The organism is Candidatus Protochlamydia sp. R18 (assembly GCF_000648255.1).
In the GTDB taxonomy this organism is placed as follows: domain Bacteria; phylum Chlamydiota; class Chlamydiia; order Chlamydiales; family Parachlamydiaceae; genus Protochlamydia; species Protochlamydia amoebophila.
The window spans coordinates 1-19,242 of the sequence record NZ_BASL01000724.1 but is presented as its reverse complement, the minus strand read 5'-3'; the positions used below and the strand labels follow the sequence as shown (position 1 = coordinate 19,242).

Annotated in this window: 14 protein-coding genes; 3 read left to right on the top strand and 11 right to left on the bottom strand. The window is 34.5% G+C overall.

All coding sequences use genetic code 11. The annotated features are described in order from the left end of the window. Positions 1-362: 362 nt before the first annotated feature. The 11 genes from TY19_RS07405 to TY19_RS07355 all read right to left on the bottom strand — a co-directional run bounded on the left by TY19_RS07405 (position 363) and on the right by TY19_RS07355 (position 15,411). Positions 363-920, bottom strand: a complete 558-nt coding sequence (locus TY19_RS07405) for a hypothetical protein (RefSeq protein WP_042281437.1) — start codon at positions 918-920, stop codon at positions 363-365. 113 nt (positions 921-1,033) lie between these two features. Beyond that, positions 1,034-2,059 (bottom strand): hypothetical protein, encoded by a 1,026-nt coding sequence (locus TY19_RS07400; RefSeq protein ID WP_042281435.1) that lies wholly within the window; start codon positions 2,057-2,059, stop codon positions 1,034-1,036. A 97-nt stretch (positions 2,060-2,156) separates the two neighbouring features. Then, the gene (locus TY19_RS07395) at positions 2,157-3,053 is read right to left on the bottom strand and encodes a hypothetical protein (RefSeq protein ID WP_042281434.1); all 897 of its coding nucleotides are present in this window, start codon (positions 3,051-3,053) and stop codon (positions 2,157-2,159) included. A 40-nt stretch (positions 3,054-3,093) separates the two neighbouring features. Continuing rightward, the gene (locus TY19_RS07390) at positions 3,094-4,098 is read right to left on the bottom strand and encodes a hypothetical protein (RefSeq protein ID WP_042281430.1); all 1,005 of its coding nucleotides are present in this window, start codon (positions 4,096-4,098) and stop codon (positions 3,094-3,096) included. A 1,038-nt stretch (positions 4,099-5,136) separates the two neighbouring features. Continuing rightward, positions 5,137-6,078: a methionyl-tRNA formyltransferase gene (fmt, locus tag TY19_RS07385; protein ID WP_042281487.1), complete on the bottom strand. Its 942-nt coding sequence runs from the start codon at positions 6,076-6,078 to the stop codon at positions 5,137-5,139. 14 nt (positions 6,079-6,092) lie between these two features. Further along, positions 6,093-6,941 carry an acyl-ACP--UDP-N-acetylglucosamine O-acyltransferase gene (lpxA, locus tag TY19_RS07380; RefSeq protein ID WP_042281427.1) on the bottom strand — a complete coding sequence of 283 codons (849 nt, stop codon included), beginning with the start codon at positions 6,939-6,941 and terminating at the stop codon, positions 6,093-6,095. A gap of 46 nt (positions 6,942-6,987) precedes the next feature. After that, positions 6,988-7,452, bottom strand: coding sequence for a 3-hydroxyacyl-ACP dehydratase FabZ (gene fabZ / locus TY19_RS07375; protein ID WP_042281425.1), 465 nt, complete (start codon positions 7,450-7,452; stop codon positions 6,988-6,990). Next, positions 7,452-8,330 (bottom strand): UDP-3-O-acyl-N-acetylglucosamine deacetylase, encoded by an 879-nt coding sequence (gene lpxC, locus TY19_RS07370; protein WP_042281424.1) that lies wholly within the window; start codon positions 8,328-8,330, stop codon positions 7,452-7,454. Before lpxC ends, fabZ begins: the two co-directional genes overlap by 1 nt. A gap of 135 nt (positions 8,331-8,465) precedes the next feature. Next, positions 8,466-10,178 (bottom strand): apolipoprotein N-acyltransferase, encoded by a 1,713-nt coding sequence (lnt, locus tag TY19_RS07365; protein ID WP_052354850.1) that lies wholly within the window; start codon positions 10,176-10,178, stop codon positions 8,466-8,468. A 186-nt stretch (positions 10,179-10,364) separates the two neighbouring features. Beyond that, positions 10,365-12,887 carry a hypothetical protein gene (locus TY19_RS07360; protein WP_042281421.1) on the bottom strand — a complete coding sequence of 841 codons (2,523 nt, stop codon included), beginning with the start codon at positions 12,885-12,887 and terminating at the stop codon, positions 10,365-10,367. Positions 12,888-13,014: 127 nt separating this feature from the next. Further along, entirely contained in the window at positions 13,015-15,411 is a 2,397-nt protein-coding gene (locus TY19_RS07355; protein ID WP_042281420.1) for a hypothetical protein, read from the bottom strand. Positions 15,412-15,635: 224 nt separating this feature from the next. Between TY19_RS07355 and TY19_RS07350 the strand changes: the two genes are divergently transcribed. From TY19_RS07350 to rsmA, 3 genes are all read left to right on the top strand, one after another. Beyond that, positions 15,636-16,769 (top strand): RsmB/NOP family class I SAM-dependent RNA methyltransferase, encoded by a 1,134-nt coding sequence (locus TY19_RS07350; protein ID WP_042281418.1) that lies wholly within the window; start codon positions 15,636-15,638, stop codon positions 16,767-16,769. Positions 16,770-16,835: 66 nt separating this feature from the next. After that, positions 16,836-17,909, top strand: coding sequence for a peptidylprolyl isomerase (locus TY19_RS07345; protein WP_148300655.1), 1,074 nt, complete (start codon positions 16,836-16,838; stop codon positions 17,907-17,909). An 8-nt stretch (positions 17,910-17,917) separates the two neighbouring features. Further along, positions 17,918-18,772 (top strand): 16S rRNA (adenine(1518)-N(6)/adenine(1519)-N(6))-dimethyltransferase RsmA, encoded by an 855-nt coding sequence (gene rsmA, locus TY19_RS07340; RefSeq protein ID WP_042281415.1) that lies wholly within the window; start codon positions 17,918-17,920, stop codon positions 18,770-18,772. Positions 18,773-19,242: the final 470 nt, after the last annotated feature.

Below are 19,242 nucleotides of genomic sequence, written 5' to 3'. Positions count from 1 at the left end.
CTTGTGAGTCATTTAAAGTCATAAAAAAACGTCAAAAAAATAGCAGAAATGATTCCTCTCTTTTTGATCTGTTAAATTGATTTAACTTTTATAAATGGGCAAGCAACCTTTCTTCTCGGCACCACTCAATGAATTTTATTAAAATTCAATAATTGAATTGCATCACGTTGATACTCTCGTTAAAACTTACCAATCCAAAATCCGCAATCTGCTAATCGTCTCTTTTGCAACTTATTTTTTTAGTAACCTTTCTGTTAGGAAGAATTAAAAATCAACGCTTTGGTTCACAAGAACTCTCAAAAATGCTTAAAGAAGAGATTCAGTTTTTATAAACTCAATTACCTTTTTGACGTCATCGTTATTCACTCAACTTTAGGTTCAATTTTTTTATCTAATATCTTTTGTGCATTTTTAGAGATTTTTTTAGATCGAATGTGAATGACTTCTTGATCTTTTAAACGTCGCTTTGCATTTAGAATTTTGATATTCGCATCTTTTTGCAGCACAATCATGTTTTTAAGATCTTTGAGCTGAGTTCCTTTTAAAACGTGAAGAGCCCCTTCTTGTTGAACGGCTCCCTTAATATAAATCGTCAAATATTCTTTTAAAGGAATTTTAACCACTTGTCCATCACGCAAAAGTTGATTAGGTTTAAAACTGCTTAAATCAGCATCAAAAGTTGGTTTACAAAGGTTCCAAAGATCTTTTATCCTAGCTCCTTTACGGAGTTCAAAAATTCCTATATGCTCGGCAGCTCCCTGGACAGTAACATCCACCAATTCTGTTGTTAACAAGTGTTCTGTCCGAGGTATTGGCAAAACTCTTTTTTTTGAAAAAAAAGCCATACCAGTCAATAAAATTAGAGTTGTGATAAGAATAGAGACAATTAGCCATTCATGCCGTTGTAGTTTTGAAGGCATAAGGTTCTCTCCTTTGCAAGGTTTTGCAAAGAGTCTACTAGATGAATTGTAAAAAAACATTAATTTTTTTTTGAATAGAATATCTAAATATTCTTCTTAGTAATCGATAAGCTTCAAGTAGAATGATTTTCAAAGAAATGGGGACTGGGTCGATAAGCCAGACTTGCAATCCCAATAGATTTTGCTATAAAAGTCAGAAAAATAACGACAGGCTCTCGTACTTGGCTAAAAGCAGAAATATTAAAAGCAAATTCTGTAATAGAAACAGCTAATTCCCAATATGCACGTTTCTTTGTGCTCTCTCCTAGACGATCGTATTTTAATGTTCGACAGGTTTCTAAAAATCGAACAAAAAATCCTATACATAGACCCCCTCGTACCCAAGTATCTAAACTCTGTCCAGGCACCCAAGAAAAGAGTTTAAATCGACCTAAAGAATTGGCATAAGAAGCAAGTTCAAGCAAGTTTAAATCTCGTAGAAATGTAGGTACGCAAATTACATCTACAGTTAAAAATGTCAAGTCTGTGAGATTTTCAAGCCAAGTATTTTCTTTTTGAATCACTTTAAGTTTTTGTAAATCAATTTGATGAGCAGTGCATCCGTTAAGTAAATGATCAGGCTGAGCAGTTAATTCCCCAACCATCCATTTTTGCAAAACTTGACTAAATTCTTTATCGTCTATCCAAGCTAAATCATACGCAGACATTTGTTTTAAAAAAGTTCTTAAAGAGGCCTGAGAAAAATCGTGAATAGTAGAATTTTGCTTAAGACCTTCTTCATTTTCTTGACCGATTCCCCAATTTAAACATAGTTGGTGTTCTAATTGTTTTTGCGTACGAAATTCATCAATTTTATTGGAGTCTATCGCATGAAAAAGTTGATAAGGAATTTTAAGAAATCCATAAAAATCAAGCGTGTTTGAAATGTCTAAAATAGCCACTAATTGAGGTAAATACGGACGCTCACAATAATAATTAATTCCTTGCAAAATTGATAGTGCCACAAGGCAAATTCGTTGAAAACCTTCAGGATCCAATCGAATTTCATTAATTTCAAGAATGGTTGTTAATATAGTCTGTTGAGCTTTTTCACAATAATTTGTTAAAGATGTGCACACTGCGCGGCAGTAAGTCTGCATGCAAACTCCTATTTTCTGCCTTGTACGAACGACGTAAGAATATTTACGAATAATCACTCAGAATAAGATACTTATTCTGAGTGTAAATAAAAGCAATTTACGCTGCTACTGCTGGATTATGAAAGCGAACCTCTCTATCTCTAGAACGATCTTTCCAATATCTAATTAAACCAGCATTTTGTGTAATTACATCCACTAATGTGAACCAAAATGCAGTTCCATAGCGACTTCCACAACCAATTAAGATCATTTTACCAATGCTGCCAGTCAATTTAAGCCACGTACTTATATCCGATAAAATTTCTTTTCTCTTTCTTGTACGATCTTCCCCCGTCTCTCCTTCAACATTAACGAACGCTTTGACAAAGCGCGAAATCTCGATTCCTGAGGCAGCAAAAATAAATATATCTTTTGGAGAATAAAAAACATTGCTAAGCACGGGAATTTGATCTAAGGAAATTTGTTCTACCCGTTTACCTTTTAAATAAGACATTTTAATAGAACCAATTGCAGCACCTAATCTAGAAACAGTTTGAAACGCAACAACTTCATGTTTTTGCAAAAATCTTGCAGTATCTAAAAAATTGCCTATTCCATAGAGAACCGCGACCCAATTTGTTCCTTCTTTATATTTTGGAATTGTCAAACTAACTTTTTTTGTCACCTTGTCACGTTGAATAAAGTCACAGGCTGACCCAATAAATTTTGTTGCATAGTAGAGGTTTTTTTGACCCTCTAAAGTTTCAATGGCAGCATTAAATACGTTTGTATGCTTTATTCGCCCAATTAATTTTAAATTGGCAATGGCAGCTTTTGTCCATTTTTCAAACCCTTCTCTACGCAAATCATAAATATCGTAAGCAGCTCGGCTTGGACCTTCAGCTACGTACCTAATTCCTTTTTGAGCTTCTCTAGAAACTAGACTAGCTCCCTCACCAATAGTAGAAAGAGCGGAGTTAATCCCATAAGAGATACTGGAAGTGATAACATTCATATTAAATCCTTATATCGTTATATTTCTGATGATTAACCGCCTAAGCAGCCGTTGTTTCAAAATAATTTGGTTTTGGTCTTGCAAGGACGCAGGCAATACCAACTCCTTTCGTAATAATAGCTCCCGCATAAATAAATCCTGGAGAAAATTTTAAAATATTTCGACGATCTAAGTAGCCAGCTCCTTGATAAACAAATTCAAAAAGAGAGCTGATGGCGTCAATTTTAGCATTTCTTCTGGCTGTTGGCGTGAGTTTTTCATCTAATAATTTACGCGTTGCTTCAAATAATTTAGCGCCGAAAGCAAACGTCACACCACCTCTCACCCAAGTTTCTAATGATTGATATTTTACCCAGCTAAATCCACTATTCTGTCCAATGCGCATTGCCCAAGCACCTGTATCAACTAAATTCCAAGCGCTGGTGTAAAGACCTACGCAACCCATATTAATCAAAAGCCCTGTTACATGAACAATTTTATCTACAAGCGTTTGATGAACAACAGGAATCTGCACATCAGTTAAATCGACTACATTAAGAGTGGAGCTACTTGTTAAATCAGCTATAGGATCTTGCAAACGATTCTGCAGTGCTAACGCAAAATCTTCTGTGGAAGCATAAGCATCGCCATTTTTAGCCATACTTTTTAATTGATCTTGTAAATGCCTCATAACAGTTGTTTTTAAAACAGCACGTTCAACTCCTGGATAAATCTCACTTAGCCTGTTTACAATATTTTCTAAAGCTTGTGGAGCATCAATTGACTCAGCTTTTATAGGATATAAGGAATCATAGGGATCTTTAAAAATTTGATAAAAGTCATGCATATTCGCAGTAGATAACGTCCGTTCTAACTTTGGATAGACAACCGTTCCATGATGCCAATTATGATATTGGATAATACCGATGGCAATCTGCGCAGTTTTTTGGAAAATTTCTGGATTATTTCTATATTCCTTGAGCTTAATAACAACTTTTCCTATTGACTGTAAGGCAGCCTGAGGGAAATCTATCACTGCATTTGAGCATCTACTTAAGAGATTCATTTCTTACTCCTCGAGAAATTTTGTAGGAATTTTATCATATTCAATCCCTGGATTAAAAATCAAGGTGCTGATTAATTTAAATAAATAAAGACTAAAATTTATAAATCGCTCTATCTTAGTTAGAATTTTAAATATAAAATAAAGGTTGGTTATCAATATCAACCGTTTTTGAGAGCAAAGATGTAAATTTTTGTATTATTTGTCAATGCACTTGCACAGAAACGGATTTATTAAAAAGCAGGCTTAGCTTGTTAAACTTATAGTCAAACCTAAGTAACTAATTAAAGTGGGGACAAATTTCCTTCTAAAAGAATCACACTTAAAATTGATATTTGATTGGCACAAGATAAACGTCAGTTACAAGACGCAGCTTTTGTTTATTCTTCCAAATTAAAAGCTTAATAATAATCCATTGCCAACAACCCTATACAAAAAATAGTTCTCATTGCTACCCAGATATACCTAGATTGAACGATTAGTATTTTCCAAGTGACTTTTAAAATCGAAAATTCTCCTCGTGAAAAAGGCTGACCATAACTCCAAGCAAACTGACTATAGTAAAACATGCCATAAAAAAAATTTATAAAAATAGGTTCTGATTTTTTCGAATTAGCACATGAGAAACAATTTGAGATGCTTTTTTTATTTTTGATCTAAACAAACTTTTTTTTAAAGCATTTAACACTTCAGTAGAAATATCATAATTTTTTATCATTATTTAATAAGTTCATGGTTAATTGTTGAGATTTTGCTTAATCTCTTTATTAAACAATTCTTCTTTCTTACATGCATGTGCTAAGTGTTTTTTGAATCGATATGTTGCCTTAAGGAATAGATATTTGACAAAAGCGTCTTATTACAGCAAAAATACTACCTGTAAATTGAAATACTTTTTTTTCCATGACTGCAGCAGGATTTTGAGCTATTTTATTTGAATGCTATATTCAAATTAGAAGATAAAAAAGAATAGAAACATGGGGTTAATTAATAATCAAAAAAAATAATATAAAAATAAATTATATTATTAGCGCACTTATATTAATTAACTAAGAAATTTAACTGATTTTTTGACATTCCTCGGATCCATTGTTCAGAAGACATTGTTTTTTTTCCTTCCAGTTGAACCTCCACAAGTTCTAATGCTTGATCGCCAGTCAAAATTTTCAAATTTCCCTTAGAACTATCTAAAATAGTACCAGGACAATTTGATGGATAAGGGATTACTCGCGTACGGCTGATTTTTAATCGTTTTTGCTCTCCATTAACTTTGACATAACACCAAGCTCCAGGATGAGGATTAACTCCTCTCACCAAATCGTGTAAATATTGAGCTGATTGGTTCCAATCTAACTCGCAATCCTCTAGTTCAATCTTTGGTGCGAATGTTGCTAAATGAGAATCTTGAATTTGACGAGATGGCTCACCTCGATCGAACTGCTTGATTACTTCTAGCAAGGCATGCTTTCCTATTTGGCAAAGAACTTGTTCGAGCTCACCATAAGTCATTTCCGAAGTGATTTGCACTGGCACTTTTTTGATCATGTCACCTGCATCCATTTTTTTCACCATATGCATGATCGTTACGCCTGTTTCCTTTTCTCCTTCAATAATCGAGCGTTGAATAGGAGCAGCACCTCGATATTTTGGCAATAAGCTAGCGTGTAAATTAATGCAAGCCCGTTTAGGCATGTCTAATAAATGTTGTTTAATAATTTCTCCATAAGCAACAACGATAAATAAATCTGCTTCATAATTTTTTAAAACAGACGCGAAATCTAAAGATGAAACTACTTCAGGTTGATAAAGGGGTAAGTGATAGCTTTGAGCAATTAATTTAACTGGAGTAGGAACAGGTATGCTTGAACGCCCTTTTGGTCGATCAGGTTTGGAAATAACAGCAAGCACTTCCACCTGATTTTGCAAAAGGAATTCTAGGACTTGCGCAGCAAAAGGAGGAGTACCAAAAAAAATAATCTTCATTTTTCTATTTCTCATTACTTGCTTGCATTTAGAGGCTCAGTGGGTTCTTCCAAATTCAATCCCTCCTCTTCCGCCTGAAGGCACATTAACCCCCTTTTTGTCAAACGACAAAAGTTGACAAAATGTTGAATTTCGGGAAGCGGCTTTAATTCCTGTTCAATTTGATTAAGTGCTTCTTGCATACGAAAACCTGAACGATAAAGAAGCTTAAAAGCTTTACTCAATTCTTGCCGAACTTCTAGAGTATATCCCTGTCTTTTCAATCCAACAATATTTAATCCCCCAAATTTATAAGGAATTCCAGCTCCAATTGTAAATGGAGGGATATCATGAGTCACACGACTCATTCCTCCAACCATTGCATTGCGTCCAATTCGAACAAACTGATGGATAGGAGTCATACCTCCAATCACAGCATAATCTTCCACAATTACATGTCCTGCTAATGTAGCATTATTACTCATAATCACTCGATTTCCAACGACGCAATTATGGGCAACGTGGCAATAAGCCATAATGAGGCAATTGTCCCCCACTTCTACTACTGATCCTTCTTGGCAAGATGAATTGATCGTGACAAATTCCCGTATCTCACAATTTTTACCGATCTTGACGAATGTTTTTTCACCTTGAAATTTCAAATCTTGTGTTTTCGTTCCGATACTTGCCATCGGATAAATAATGGTCCCTGCTCCAATGGTTGTGTAACCATCAATATAAGTATGAGATTTAATAACAACATCATCTTCTAAAATCACATGAGGTGAAGCAATCACAACATAAGGTTCAATGACGACATTTTCTCCGATAACCACTCCAGGCGCAATAATAGCTGTTGGGTGTATTTGACAAGAACTTTTCATGCAACATTCACTTAACTTAAAATATTTTAATTTTTTGAGATGTGTATTAAATTTGACTTTTTTCTACAAACACAAAGCCTATTTCAGCCTCGGCTGCAATTTTTTGGTTCACTAGTGCTTCAGCTTTAATTCGCCCCCCTTTGCTACTAAAATGCAATCCTTCGCCTTTCAAATGGAGAACATCGCCTGGTTTCACGGGCTGTCTAAATTTAGCGTGATTGACATTAAGCAAAATTGCAATTTTATCTCCTGGCCCTCTTAAATGAACCAAAATACCACCCGCCTGAGCTAACGCCTCTAAAATCAATACGCCTGGCATGATCGGAGCATTAGGAAAATGACCTTGAAAAAAAGACTCGTTAATTGTTACGTTTTTTTGCGCTAGGATATATCCTTTTTCTACATCGATTTCTAAGACACGATCGACAAGCAGAAAAGGATAACGGTGGGGTAAAATATTGATGATTTGATTGATATCCAATGCCTGTGGGTTATCTGAAAGATTAACCATCAATGACTCTCCATAGTGATATGTTTTAATAATTCTTTAGCAAAAAGAAAGTTTGTCAAATGTCCCGATCGAATCGCAATGATGTGAGCATGGAAATCATATCCCACTAAAGAAAGATCGCCGATCAGGTCCAAAATTTTATGTCGTGCCATTTCATCTGGAAAAAAGAGCCCACCTTTACTCAAGATCACTTCGTCTTTAATTACAACAGCATTATCCAAACTTCCTCCTTTAATTAACCCTCTATCCATCAAAGCAGATATTTCTTTATAAAGGGAAAAAGTGCGACAAGGAGCAATCTCTTTTTTAAAATTTTCTTCATTTACTATAACAGAATGGAATTGACCGCGCAAAAAGGAGGATCCTGGATAACTCAAGGTGTAGCTAATACGATAACCATCGAAGGGTAAAGCCACTAAATGAATATCACCTTCAGATAAATATACAGGGTGTTTGATCTTTACAACGGGTATCGCTTGTTCTTGTGTTCTTATCCCTACTTTTTCAATCATTTCTACAAAAACGTCGGAACTACCGTTTCCAACTGGAGGTTCTATACTTGTAATTTCAATACATAAATTATCAATTTGATAAGCTTTTACAGCAGAAAGGACATGTTCAACTGTGTGAATACGAACATCATTAATGCCAATTGTCGTGCTGCGCGCAGTATCTTGAACATACTCAACAGTCGCTGGAATAATCGGTTGTCCAACCAAATCAATACGCTTAAAAACAATTCCTGTACCTTCTTTAGCAGGACAAAATCGAAGTCCCACTTCTTTTCCAGTATGAATACCAATACCAGAAAAAACGGCAACATCTTTTAATGTACGTTGCTTGCGAACAATTGTTTCCAATGCTGGATTGACGGTCACGCATCAACCTTTAGTTATTTGTAAGAAGTTGAGTATGTTAATTATAAATCGGTTTTAAAGCAAGGAAGTAATCATAGCACTCATCAAAGTTTTCTATTAATTCTAATCAAATAATTCACCAATACAAGGACTTATTTAGAAAAAGAAACATCGGAAAAATTTGTCTGCAATTGTCCAAATCATAAGTAAACTACTCAGGCATAAAATAAATAGATCACCCCATTTTGCATATAGGGTTTTATAATGGTAAACAGGGACTTGTACATAAAGAGAATCGGCTATTTCTTGTGTTTTCATCATATCTGGTCCTAATACATTAATTACTTGACCTAAAGAATCGATTGCCCCAGTGATTCCGGTGTTACAAGCTCTCATCAAGGGAATTCCATTTTCAACTGTACGCAATCTCGCATGATCAAAATGTTGTTTAGGAAGCTTAGAATTAGGATACCAGCCATCGTTTGTCAAGTTGACTAGCAGTTCGGCTCCTTTTTGTCTATTTTCACGGATTAAATCGCCGTAAGTTTCCTCATAACAAATTGTTGCTCCATAAGGAACTGGTCCATTAAAAATTTTGGCTCCTTTCCCGCAAGTAAAAGAACCTGAAATACCATACCTGGCAGCTAATTCCCGGCAAAATTCGAAAGGAATGTACTCTCCCATCGGAACGAGTATACGTTTTTCATACCTTTCAGCAGGACGCTGATCCGGAGAAAAGTGAAAGGCAGCGCTATAAGATGCATGACATGTTTTTTCTTCATCAAGATAGACACTATCTTCAAATCCCACGACAACATATGACTGAAATAAATTAGCCAAGGATTTCACGATAAAAGCGTTAGAAACGAGCCATTGATTTCCTCGATCGGACGATAAAAATGAAGCATAAGGAGATATTAAAGGAGCAAGGGACTTTAAAGCTTCAAATCCAAATAGCTCTTTCCACAACTTCTTGATATTTTCTAAAGGAAAAACTGGGTGATATGTTCCATAAGGAACTACATATTCGGGTAAAACAATCAAATCAATTTGGCGACCTTTTTGTTTTTGCATTGTCGATAAAATCTGATGCCATTCTTGTAAAACAAAGTTACGTGCCTCTTCCGCACTTTGAAATCCCAAATTTTCTTCAATCGGAAGGGCAGGTTGCACAAGTACCGCAGAAATGAATCTTGTGTTTTGATTCATTTGATTTAAGTGGTAATAAAAATGGCTTCCCCCCATTAAATAAGGACTCAAAGCACATCCAATCGCTAAGCTTATTTCTCTTTTATTCCATCCAAAAAACCAGGTCCTTAGCATCCATAAATTGGTTAACATTACCCAAAAAGAAAGAAAATAGACTCCTCCGATTGAAGCAAATTGAAGAGGATAAATGAATCCTGATAAAGCAATGCCTACTGGATTAAACGATAAACCTGATAAAATGAATAAACGTGACCATTCTAACCAAACCCATAATCCTGCTAAACCAAATAAATAAGAAACTCTTTTTAGAGTAAAAGGTTGAATGGCTAAAGCCAGCAGACCAAATTGTGCCCCCATCAACCATGCACAAAAAAATAGCACTCCATAGATGTAAAAATAAGGATGAGAGACAAACCATCCAAGCTGCACCATTTGTACCGCCGCATACCACCCCATTGCTAAACAAAAGCGCTCTTTTTTAGAAGAAATTGTCAGCAAAATGCGCCAAAAACAGGCAAACCCACCAATCGACGCTAAAAGCCCTAAAGATATACTCCAAGCAGGTTGACCAAAAGCCACAATAAGGAAAGAGAAGAAAAACCCTCCCCATTTCTGAAGAGGGCTTAAATTTGTATTTTCAGAAGAAAAAAAAGCTAGCATACGAATTACAGACTTTTGTCGATTATTTTGAAATTGACATCATTGCATATCAATGAGAAAAGATCGATTAAAAGATATTTATTCAAACGTGATCTATTAAAAAAAGCCCGACGATGGCAATTTGGACCAAGCAAACAGGCTTTCTAGTTATTTTTTTTTAATTACACTCAATGAGTTTTTATTCTGCTAGCTCAATTCAAATTCTTTAAAAGGTTTTTTACCTCTGCTTGTTATCTCGGATATGAATTTAACAATATAGGATAACTTTTTAAATAATCCCTTGTCATACTCATTTTTTATTAAGCTCATTTCATCGAGTAATTTTACAAAATCTCGATAACTTGCCTTAAATTCTTCAAAGTCTTTGAAAGGGCCTCCCCAGGTTTGATATTGAGACTTACTAAACTCTTTATTTCCTTCTACAAATTCCCTTTGAATTGAAATTAAAGTCAATGGAGAAAGTTTATCAAAGAATAAATCAATCTTAGTAGTTTCTTGATCACTAATTTTAAAAGAAATTTGCTTTATTAAATCTTTTCTTAATTTTTCAATTCGTTCTTCAGCTTGTGCAAGATCTATCTCTCGAACTCTAGCAAGGTGTTCTTCTATGGATCGTCGACCGTCAGCTTTTCCTTTTGAATTTTCGCGATATTTTTCTTTTAATTTTTTTAAGTAAAATTCAAGATAATTTTTAAACGGTTCAATTTCGTTTTCTACATCTGGGGTTTCTTCAATCATACTTCGCATCATTGAATTTTTCTTTACAGGCCCAAATTTACCCCATTCCAAAGCTTCAATAAGCCCTTCGATTTCAACGATAAGTTCATGTAAAGCAGGGCCCATATATTTATCTAGCGAGCTTTTATGTTTAGGACGTAGCTCAAAATTCCCCGATTTTACCCTATCAACAGTTGTTGACGTTGATTTAAGTTTTTTATAGCATCCACGAATTTGCTCAAGTAAGTTAGCTCTATTTTCATTGTCATTTGACAATTCCCCATTTTCCAAAGTTGAAACTGTAAATGCTCTATCATTTTGTGCTGAGGATTCAAATGTCGCAGAACGAGCTAAAACGTTCAGGATAGAAATTTCAGCAACTGTTTCCATGTTTGAAACGACGGATTCAATTTGTTCCAAGGCGTTTTTGGACTCTCCTTCTTTAGCGATAGTCTCTTCTAAAACTTTAATTCTATTTAATAACTCTTGCTTCTCATTTTCCAAACTATTAATCTTTTCTTGTAACTGATTGGCATCCATTTTCGAAGACTCAACTTGCAATGATAAAACTTGCTTTTGTTCTTCTGCTGCCGCTAATTCTGTTTTTATAGATTGAATTTGTTGTTCTAATTCTTTTTTTGATTCTATGAGGTTTTGATTTACTAATCTTTTACCCTTTAAGATTTCCAACGTATCTGCTGAAAACTTGGTAAGTCGATTTTTCTCTTCCTCTATTTTTTTTTCTGCTTCTATAATTTTATTATTTGCCCATAGTGTTGCTTGTCTTTCCTCATTTAATTGTCGCTTGAGGGTTTCTAGTTGATTTTTTAAATCCTCTTTTTCTTGATCTAAGTGCTCTTGATGGTTTCGATTGAGATTAGATAACTGCTTATTCAACTCGGTTAACTGACCTTGAAGATCAACAATGGTGTTTTCTTTACTAGCGTTATCTTTCCGTTCTTGCTCGACTTGTTCTAAAGCCTTTTTTAAAGACGCTTCAATCTCAGCAATTTTACTTAATAACGTCGTTTTTTCTAATTCTAAATCCTCAGCCTGAGCCTCACGTGAAGCTTTTTCTCTTTGTAGATTTTGCAAAGCTTGGTTGGCTTGTTGTAAAGACTGCTTATCTTCATTTTTTAGATGGTTTCGATTGAGAGTAGATAGCTGCTTCTTCAACTCCGTTAGCTGACCTTGAAGATCAACAATTGTGTTTTCTTTACTAGCGTTATCTTTCCGTTCTTGCTCGACTTGTTCTAAAGCCTTTTTTAAAGATGCTTCAATCCCAGCAATTTTACTTAATAACGTCGTCTTTTCTAATTCTAAATCTCCAGCCTGAGCCTCACGTGAAGCTTTTTCTCTTTGTAAATTTTGCAAAGCTTGGTTGGCTTGTTGTAAAGCCTGCTCATCTTGACTTTTCTTTTCTTCTAAAGATCGAATATCTTTTTGCAATGCGTTAAGATTAGGAGTCAAACTTCCCAGATCTCTTCTAGCCGCTTCTAAATCAACCCTTTTTTGATTGAGCTCTTGTTGTTGCTTGCTAATTTGATTTTTTAAAGATGTAATCTCATTCTTTAATGTTGAGTTTTGCTTTTCAGACAAATTCTCTAAGCGTGAACGCACAAACTGATAAGCACTTTCGGCATTAATAAGGTAAATGAAAGGCAGAATGGCTGCAGTAAAAATACTTTCAACTAGACGATTGAGGTGAATGAGTGAAGAAGCTAAACCGGAACTACGAGATGTTGACAAAGAAGCGGAGAAAGGGGTTACAACAAAATTCCAAGGGAGTGTCAACCCACCTAGAATAAGTTTACTAGCAAATCCTGTTGCGTGAACTATTACATCAACGGCACTAGCACTAATAATAGCAACAGGACTCGCAAGCTTAGCACCAAAAGCTTTTAAATAGCTTTCTTGGTTTAAGCTATACAAATAAGCTGTTGTTTGAGCTGTCAAACTAAAATTTTCAAAAGAAGTCAATGGACTTGGCATTAGAATCTCCTAAAATAGAGATATTATTATACTTACTTCTGCAAATCTTATTACAAGGAAATTAAAAACAAATAAAAATCTTATTAAGAAAAAGTTAACAAAGAATTATTCATCTAATCAATTTTTTTTAATCGTTGAATATTATATTTTCTTTGTTCAACTCTAATTTTGAACTAATTATGATTTCTAAAAGGCTTAAAGGATTCAAAGGTTTTTTTTCCGCTAAACCTTGTTGATAAAAAACTGTCGATGGAGTGAGCCCTGGAAGTGTATTAGCTTCAATAACAACCATTTTTTTTGTCTCTCGATGATAAAAAATATCAAGTCGAGCATAATTTTGAATTTGCAAAGCATCTGCCGTTTTCTCAATTAAAAATTTAATTTGAGAAACATCTTCGGAAGCTAGAATTTTTTCTGGAGGTGGGGTTAAATTAACTCCCGTCCCCCCTTGAAATTTTTCTTCCAAACTTAAAACGGCTCCTTCAGCAAGTGTAATGCTTGGATTCAATGAGCGATAAATTTGATTATGCTCAAGAACTCCGACAGTCAATTCTACCCACCCTTCTTTTATTTCATAAATTAGCTCTCCTTGATCAAGAATAATTCGATCTGTTTCGATATAAGGTTCTAATAAGTATTCAACGCAAGTTGATGAAGGCATTTCAATCACATCTTTTTGTTGGTTAAAAGAACCTTTTGGAATTAACGAAACGTTATTTTGAATAAACGCAAAATACTTTTCTAAATCTGCCCCAGATTCTAATAAAACAATTCCGGCGGAACATCCATCTTGACGTGGTTTAATAATTAGTCGATTCGATCTTAATGAAGTACAAATTTTATTCCATTTTTCCAAAAAATATTTTGTAGATTGACCGAACAAATTGGCAGCTTCTACACATTCTTTAGGAAGCGAAAATATATTTGGATGTTTGAGCTGTTCAATTACTTGACCTGTTAAAAATTTATCCATACAAATGGAAGAAGTTTTTGCACAAGAGCCATTATAATTCAGTTGGTTTTTTTCCAATTCTTTTTGCAAAATTCCATTTTCCCCTTCCCCTCCATGCATAGCAATAAAAACAAAGGCTTGGTTAGAGGCGGAAAGTTGATAAAAATCTTGTAGACACATGCTAGAAGGAGTTTCTTGAAAATTACATGGAATACCAAGCTGCTCGCAAATAGAATTAAAATAGTTCGGAAGGTTTTTGTTCGATGCTTCTCTAGTTAAACACCTATGTAAAATTTCTTCAACTGTATGATCCAGTGTATAAGCATAAGGTAGTTGCCAGATTAAGTCATTTTTTCCATAGAAAAAAGGGATAGGATGATACTTAGATGATCGTAAAAGTTTTAACCAAACATTTGTTCCACTCATTAATGAAACTTGCCTTTCTGCATTTTTACCTCCAAACAGAACATGAACCTTTTTTTTTTCTAGCATCGATTCATCAACAAAAGTTGGAGGAGTCAATTTCCATCTCAAGCACGCACTTGTAATGATCAAACGAAACACATCGCGGTGAGTTAATCCAAGAAGAGAGGCTTGCCTAAAAAGAAAACTGTTCTGCTCCATTCCACTAATTGGATTAAGATCAGTAAAATAAATTGTTCCATCATTTAGTAACCAACCATCTAAACGAGCGAAATCGCGCATATGAAATAATGTAAAAATTGCTTCGGCTTTTTGTCTAATGCCTTGAATAATCGTCTCATCAAAGCGTGCAGGGGTATGATAAGTTGTTTGGTTTGTAGGAAGATATTTTTTTCGATAATCAAAAATCTGATGGTTTTGATAACTCATTTCAATTTCAGTCGGAATTAAAGCGACAGGTTTACTTTGTTGATTTTGTAGGACAACAACGGTAAATTCTGTCCCTTCACAAAAAGGCTCTATGAGGGCTCGTTTAGCTATTCCTTGCTGGAAAAGCATTTCAATTTTTTCAAAAGCATCTTCTGGAGTTTGAACAGAGGTCACACCTATCGAAGATCCACCCATGGTTGGTTTAACAATAGCTCTTTTTAACTGATGCTGTTCAAAAAAAGATTTAATAGGTGCCAAATCATTGGTTTCAGGACACACTTCCAATTTCATAAAAGTCGGAAATCGATTTTGATGTAGGATTTGCGAAGCATGATATTTACAAAACATTTCTGCACAGGCTTGACTACCTGTTCCTACAAAAGGAACATCTATTTCTTCCAAAATTTTTTGTAATTCTCCATCTTCACCAAATATTCCATGAATAACAGGAAAAACCAAATCTATATTTCTTAAAATTTTTTTGAATTCTCCTCGATTCATTGCTTGCGCTGACTTTTTTAATTTAAAATCAAAATCTGCCGGAGTATTTGAATAAAGTTGAGCTGTTGAAATAAGATAAAAAAAATTTTGATAGTCTACGTAAATAGGAATTATCTCTATAAATTCAGAAGCCAAATGATCTAGAACAGAACGAGCAGAATTCAGAGATATCCCTCTCTCTAATGAAGGACCTCCGCAGATAAGAGCTATTTTAAACATGAACCTTCAACCTGATAGTCAAGAATGTGAAGAATAAGTGTAATAAACTTAATATAATTAGTCGATGACGAATTATTCTAGAAACCATTTTTAAAGAAGTAAGGGAGATAATTTTTAATGAAAATGGTTTTTCTCAATACCTAATTCGTTTCATCATTTATCAAACAACAATTTATGAGATAATTCTATTTAGAATAATCTTTGCCTTCCTCTATAATTGTTTTATGATACAAAAAATTCCTTTCCGTGATTACCATTTATTTTCTTTATTAGAAGCCTATGACAGGCAAACTTTACCTCTTGATCTTTTCATCAGTCATTATTTTAGAGAACATTCTTCTTTAGGGTCAAAAGACCGGGGGTTTTTAGCAGAAACCATTTATGCATTAATACGCTGGAAAGGATTGCTAGAATATCTTGCCCCTTCTTCTTCCTGGCAGGAAAAATATATTGTTTACCAAACAACAGACTTATCTAAAATGCAGACTCGTGAAGATATTCCTCTTCATGCACGAGTCAGCTTTCCTTCCCATTTATTTGAATTATTCGAAGAATGTTATGGGGTAGAAAAAGCTGTTAATTTATGTTTAATCAACAACACCACTGCCCCTACAACAATTAGAGTCAATCGAATCAAGACAACGAGAGATTCTTTATTTAAAAGATGGGAAGGTCAATATAAAATCTCCCATACACGTTATTCTTCAGAAGGAATCATCTTTCATAAGAAAATTAACTTTTTTAGTCTCCCCGAATTTAAAGAAGGCTTGTTCGAAGTACAGGACGAAGGAAGCCAACTATTGGCACAGCTTGTCCGGCCTAAACCTGGTGATCAAGTATTAGATTATTGCGCAGGATCGGGTGGTAAAACGTTAGCATTTGCTCCTCACATGGAACATCGAGGGCAAATTTATCTTCATGATATTCGCCCTTTTGCTCTTCAAGAAGCAAAAAAAAGGTTGAAACGAGCAGGCATTCAAAATAGTCAAATTCTTTTACCAAATAGCCCTCAATTATCAAAATTGAAAAAAAAGATGAATTGGATTTTAGTAGACGCTCCTTGCACAGGGACGGGTACATTACGCCGTAATCCTGACATGAAATGGAAATTTGATGAAACCGTTCTTCCTCGCTTGATTGGCCAACAAAGAACAATTTTTGAAAAAGCTTTAAGTTTTTTACACCCTGAAGGGCGCATTGTATATGGGACCTGCAGCATGTTAAATGCTGAAAATCAGAATCAATTAGAACATTTCATTAAAACATATTCTCTTGAAATGGAAGAAGAAATACTCCAAACAATCCCAGCTCAAGGGGAAATGGACGGTTTTTTTGGAGTTGTTCTTAAAAGAGCATAACTTTATCATATAATGGCAGTTTCCATAAATATATACCCTTTAACATATAAAATTTTATTTCTTGTTATGAAAAAAACTATCTTTATTGCTTCTCTTTCTTTCTTTTTAACTTTTTACGCGCTAGAAGCAATTAAATCAGACGACTTTCTTTCTTCTTCTCGTACTGAAGAACCTAAAATTTTTATTAATAATCGAATTCTAGCAAGAATTAACGGTAAACCTATTTCTGCCTATGATCTTGTCAAAAAAATGGATGTCACCTTCTATAAACAATTTCCCCAATATCTTTCTTCTACCGAAGCTCGCTACCAATATTATCAATTTAGTTGGAAATATGCTTTAGAAGATTTAATCAATAAAGAACTTATTTTAGCTGATGCCCAAGAAAGTAAAGTTGAGGTTACTAGTGGAGATGTTCGACAAGAAATGGAACTCATGTTTGGCCCTAACATTATTGCGAGCTTAGATAAAATTGGTTTATCTTTTGAGGAAGCTTCAAAAATTGTTCAAGGTGATATCCTTTTAAAGCGTATGATCGGTGCCAGGGTCAATGGTAAAGCTATTCGTCAAGTCACACCCTCCAGGGTCCGTAAAAGCTATGAAGACTTTATTAAAGATCCAGCAAATATCCGATTGACTATCTGGAACTATAAAGTTTTGACAATTAAAGATCGTAATCTCAAAAAATCTGAAGAAATCGCCCAGGCTGCTTATCAACTTCTTAGGAAGGGTTTTTCAATTGAAGAAGTTCCAGCTAAATTAAAAGAAGGGAAATTGCTTGGTCGCAAAGGAAAAGTAACTGTTTCAAAGGTCATCCATAACAATGAAAAAGAACTTTCTAAGTCCTACCAACAAATTTTAAATTCTTTAGATACAGGAATGTATAGCCTACCTTTCGAAAATAAAAGTCGCGTTGAGCATACCACTGTCTATCGAATTTTATTTGTTCTAGAAAAAATTCCTGGTGGTTACCCTTCCTTTAAAGAAATGGAACCTGTTTTGAAGGAACGACTTTTAAATCAAGTGGCTGATGAAGAGACTGACTTATACCTCAAAAAATTACGAGAACATTTTTACGTCAGAGATAAAGATTTAGAAGCAATGGTTCCTGCTGACTATCAACCTTTTGTTTTAAAATAAGCAAATTTATGCCTATTTATAAACCCAGCGAATTACGTCTTTTTTTAAATCAACTTGGAATTTTCCCCAAAAAAGGGCTCTCTCAAAATTTTTTGATTGATGGAAATATCATTCGTAAAATCGTTAGAGCCTCGGACGTACAACCAGGAAATCTTGTCTTAGAAATTGGCCCAGGGCCAGGCTCATTAACACAAGCTATGCTAGAAGCAGAAGCCCATGTAGTGGCTGTTGAAAAAGACTCTATACTAGCCCGCGAATTAAAAAGATTTCAAACGCCATCAAAGCAACTTGAAATATTTTGTGAGGATATTTTAATGTTCTCAGTTGAAGAAGAGCTTCAAAGTCGATTAAGAGATGATCAGAAAGCAAAAGTGATTGCTAATCTCCCCTATCATTTGACAACTCCAATTCTCGCAGAAATGGTTGTTCGACGAAAACTTTTTTCTTCGTTAACTGTCATGGTACAAGAAGAAGTCGCTAGGCGTATGACAGCTTTACCTGGCCAATCTGATTATAGCTCTTTTACAATCTTTCTGAATTTTTATTCTAAGCCCCGCTATGGTTTTACGGTCAGCCGAAATTGCTTTTACCCTGCCCCAAAAGTTGATTCTGCTATCGTTGTTTTAGAATTAAAAGAGCCCCCTCCTAATATTGATGCACAAGTCTTTTTTAAAATCACTCGTACAGCCTTTGAACAGCGTCGTAAAATGCTTCGTGCCTCACTCAAATCTCTTTTTGACCCATCTAAAATATCAAGCGCTTTAGAAATAATTGGGCAAAATCCTCAAGCTAGACCGGAAGTTTTATCTTTAGAAGATTTTATTAAACTATATCACGAACTATATAGCTCTGAAAGGCATTAATGCCATTCAGCATCGATAAACTCAAAATTTTCTTCTTTTAATAATCTCATTCATCATACTTTGCATTTAAAATAAATAAGGACATTTTTTAACCCGAGAGAATTTTTTCCTCGATTTTATCTAATGCTAGTTTTGACGCTCTTCTATTTGGACTTAATTTAACTAAGCCATGCTTCAGGATGATCAAGTTATTTTTCAAATTTTATTTCCACTAATCTCATTGCATACTAAAAATATTTTAAACCAATATTTAATTTTAAGTTTTTAAGGCTATTTCTAGAAATTTTATAGCTAAACCTAAATGACTACTTTTTGCTTGGCTCTGCGTTTTTTTATAACAAATTAAAAGTTAAACTGTTTAAAAAAAATTATTTTTTCAATAATTTCAAATTAATAAGTAATGTAAGTTGCAAATAACTAAGTCGAAATAAAATTTAGATGTAAATAAAAAGGCCTCAGATCCTTAAATT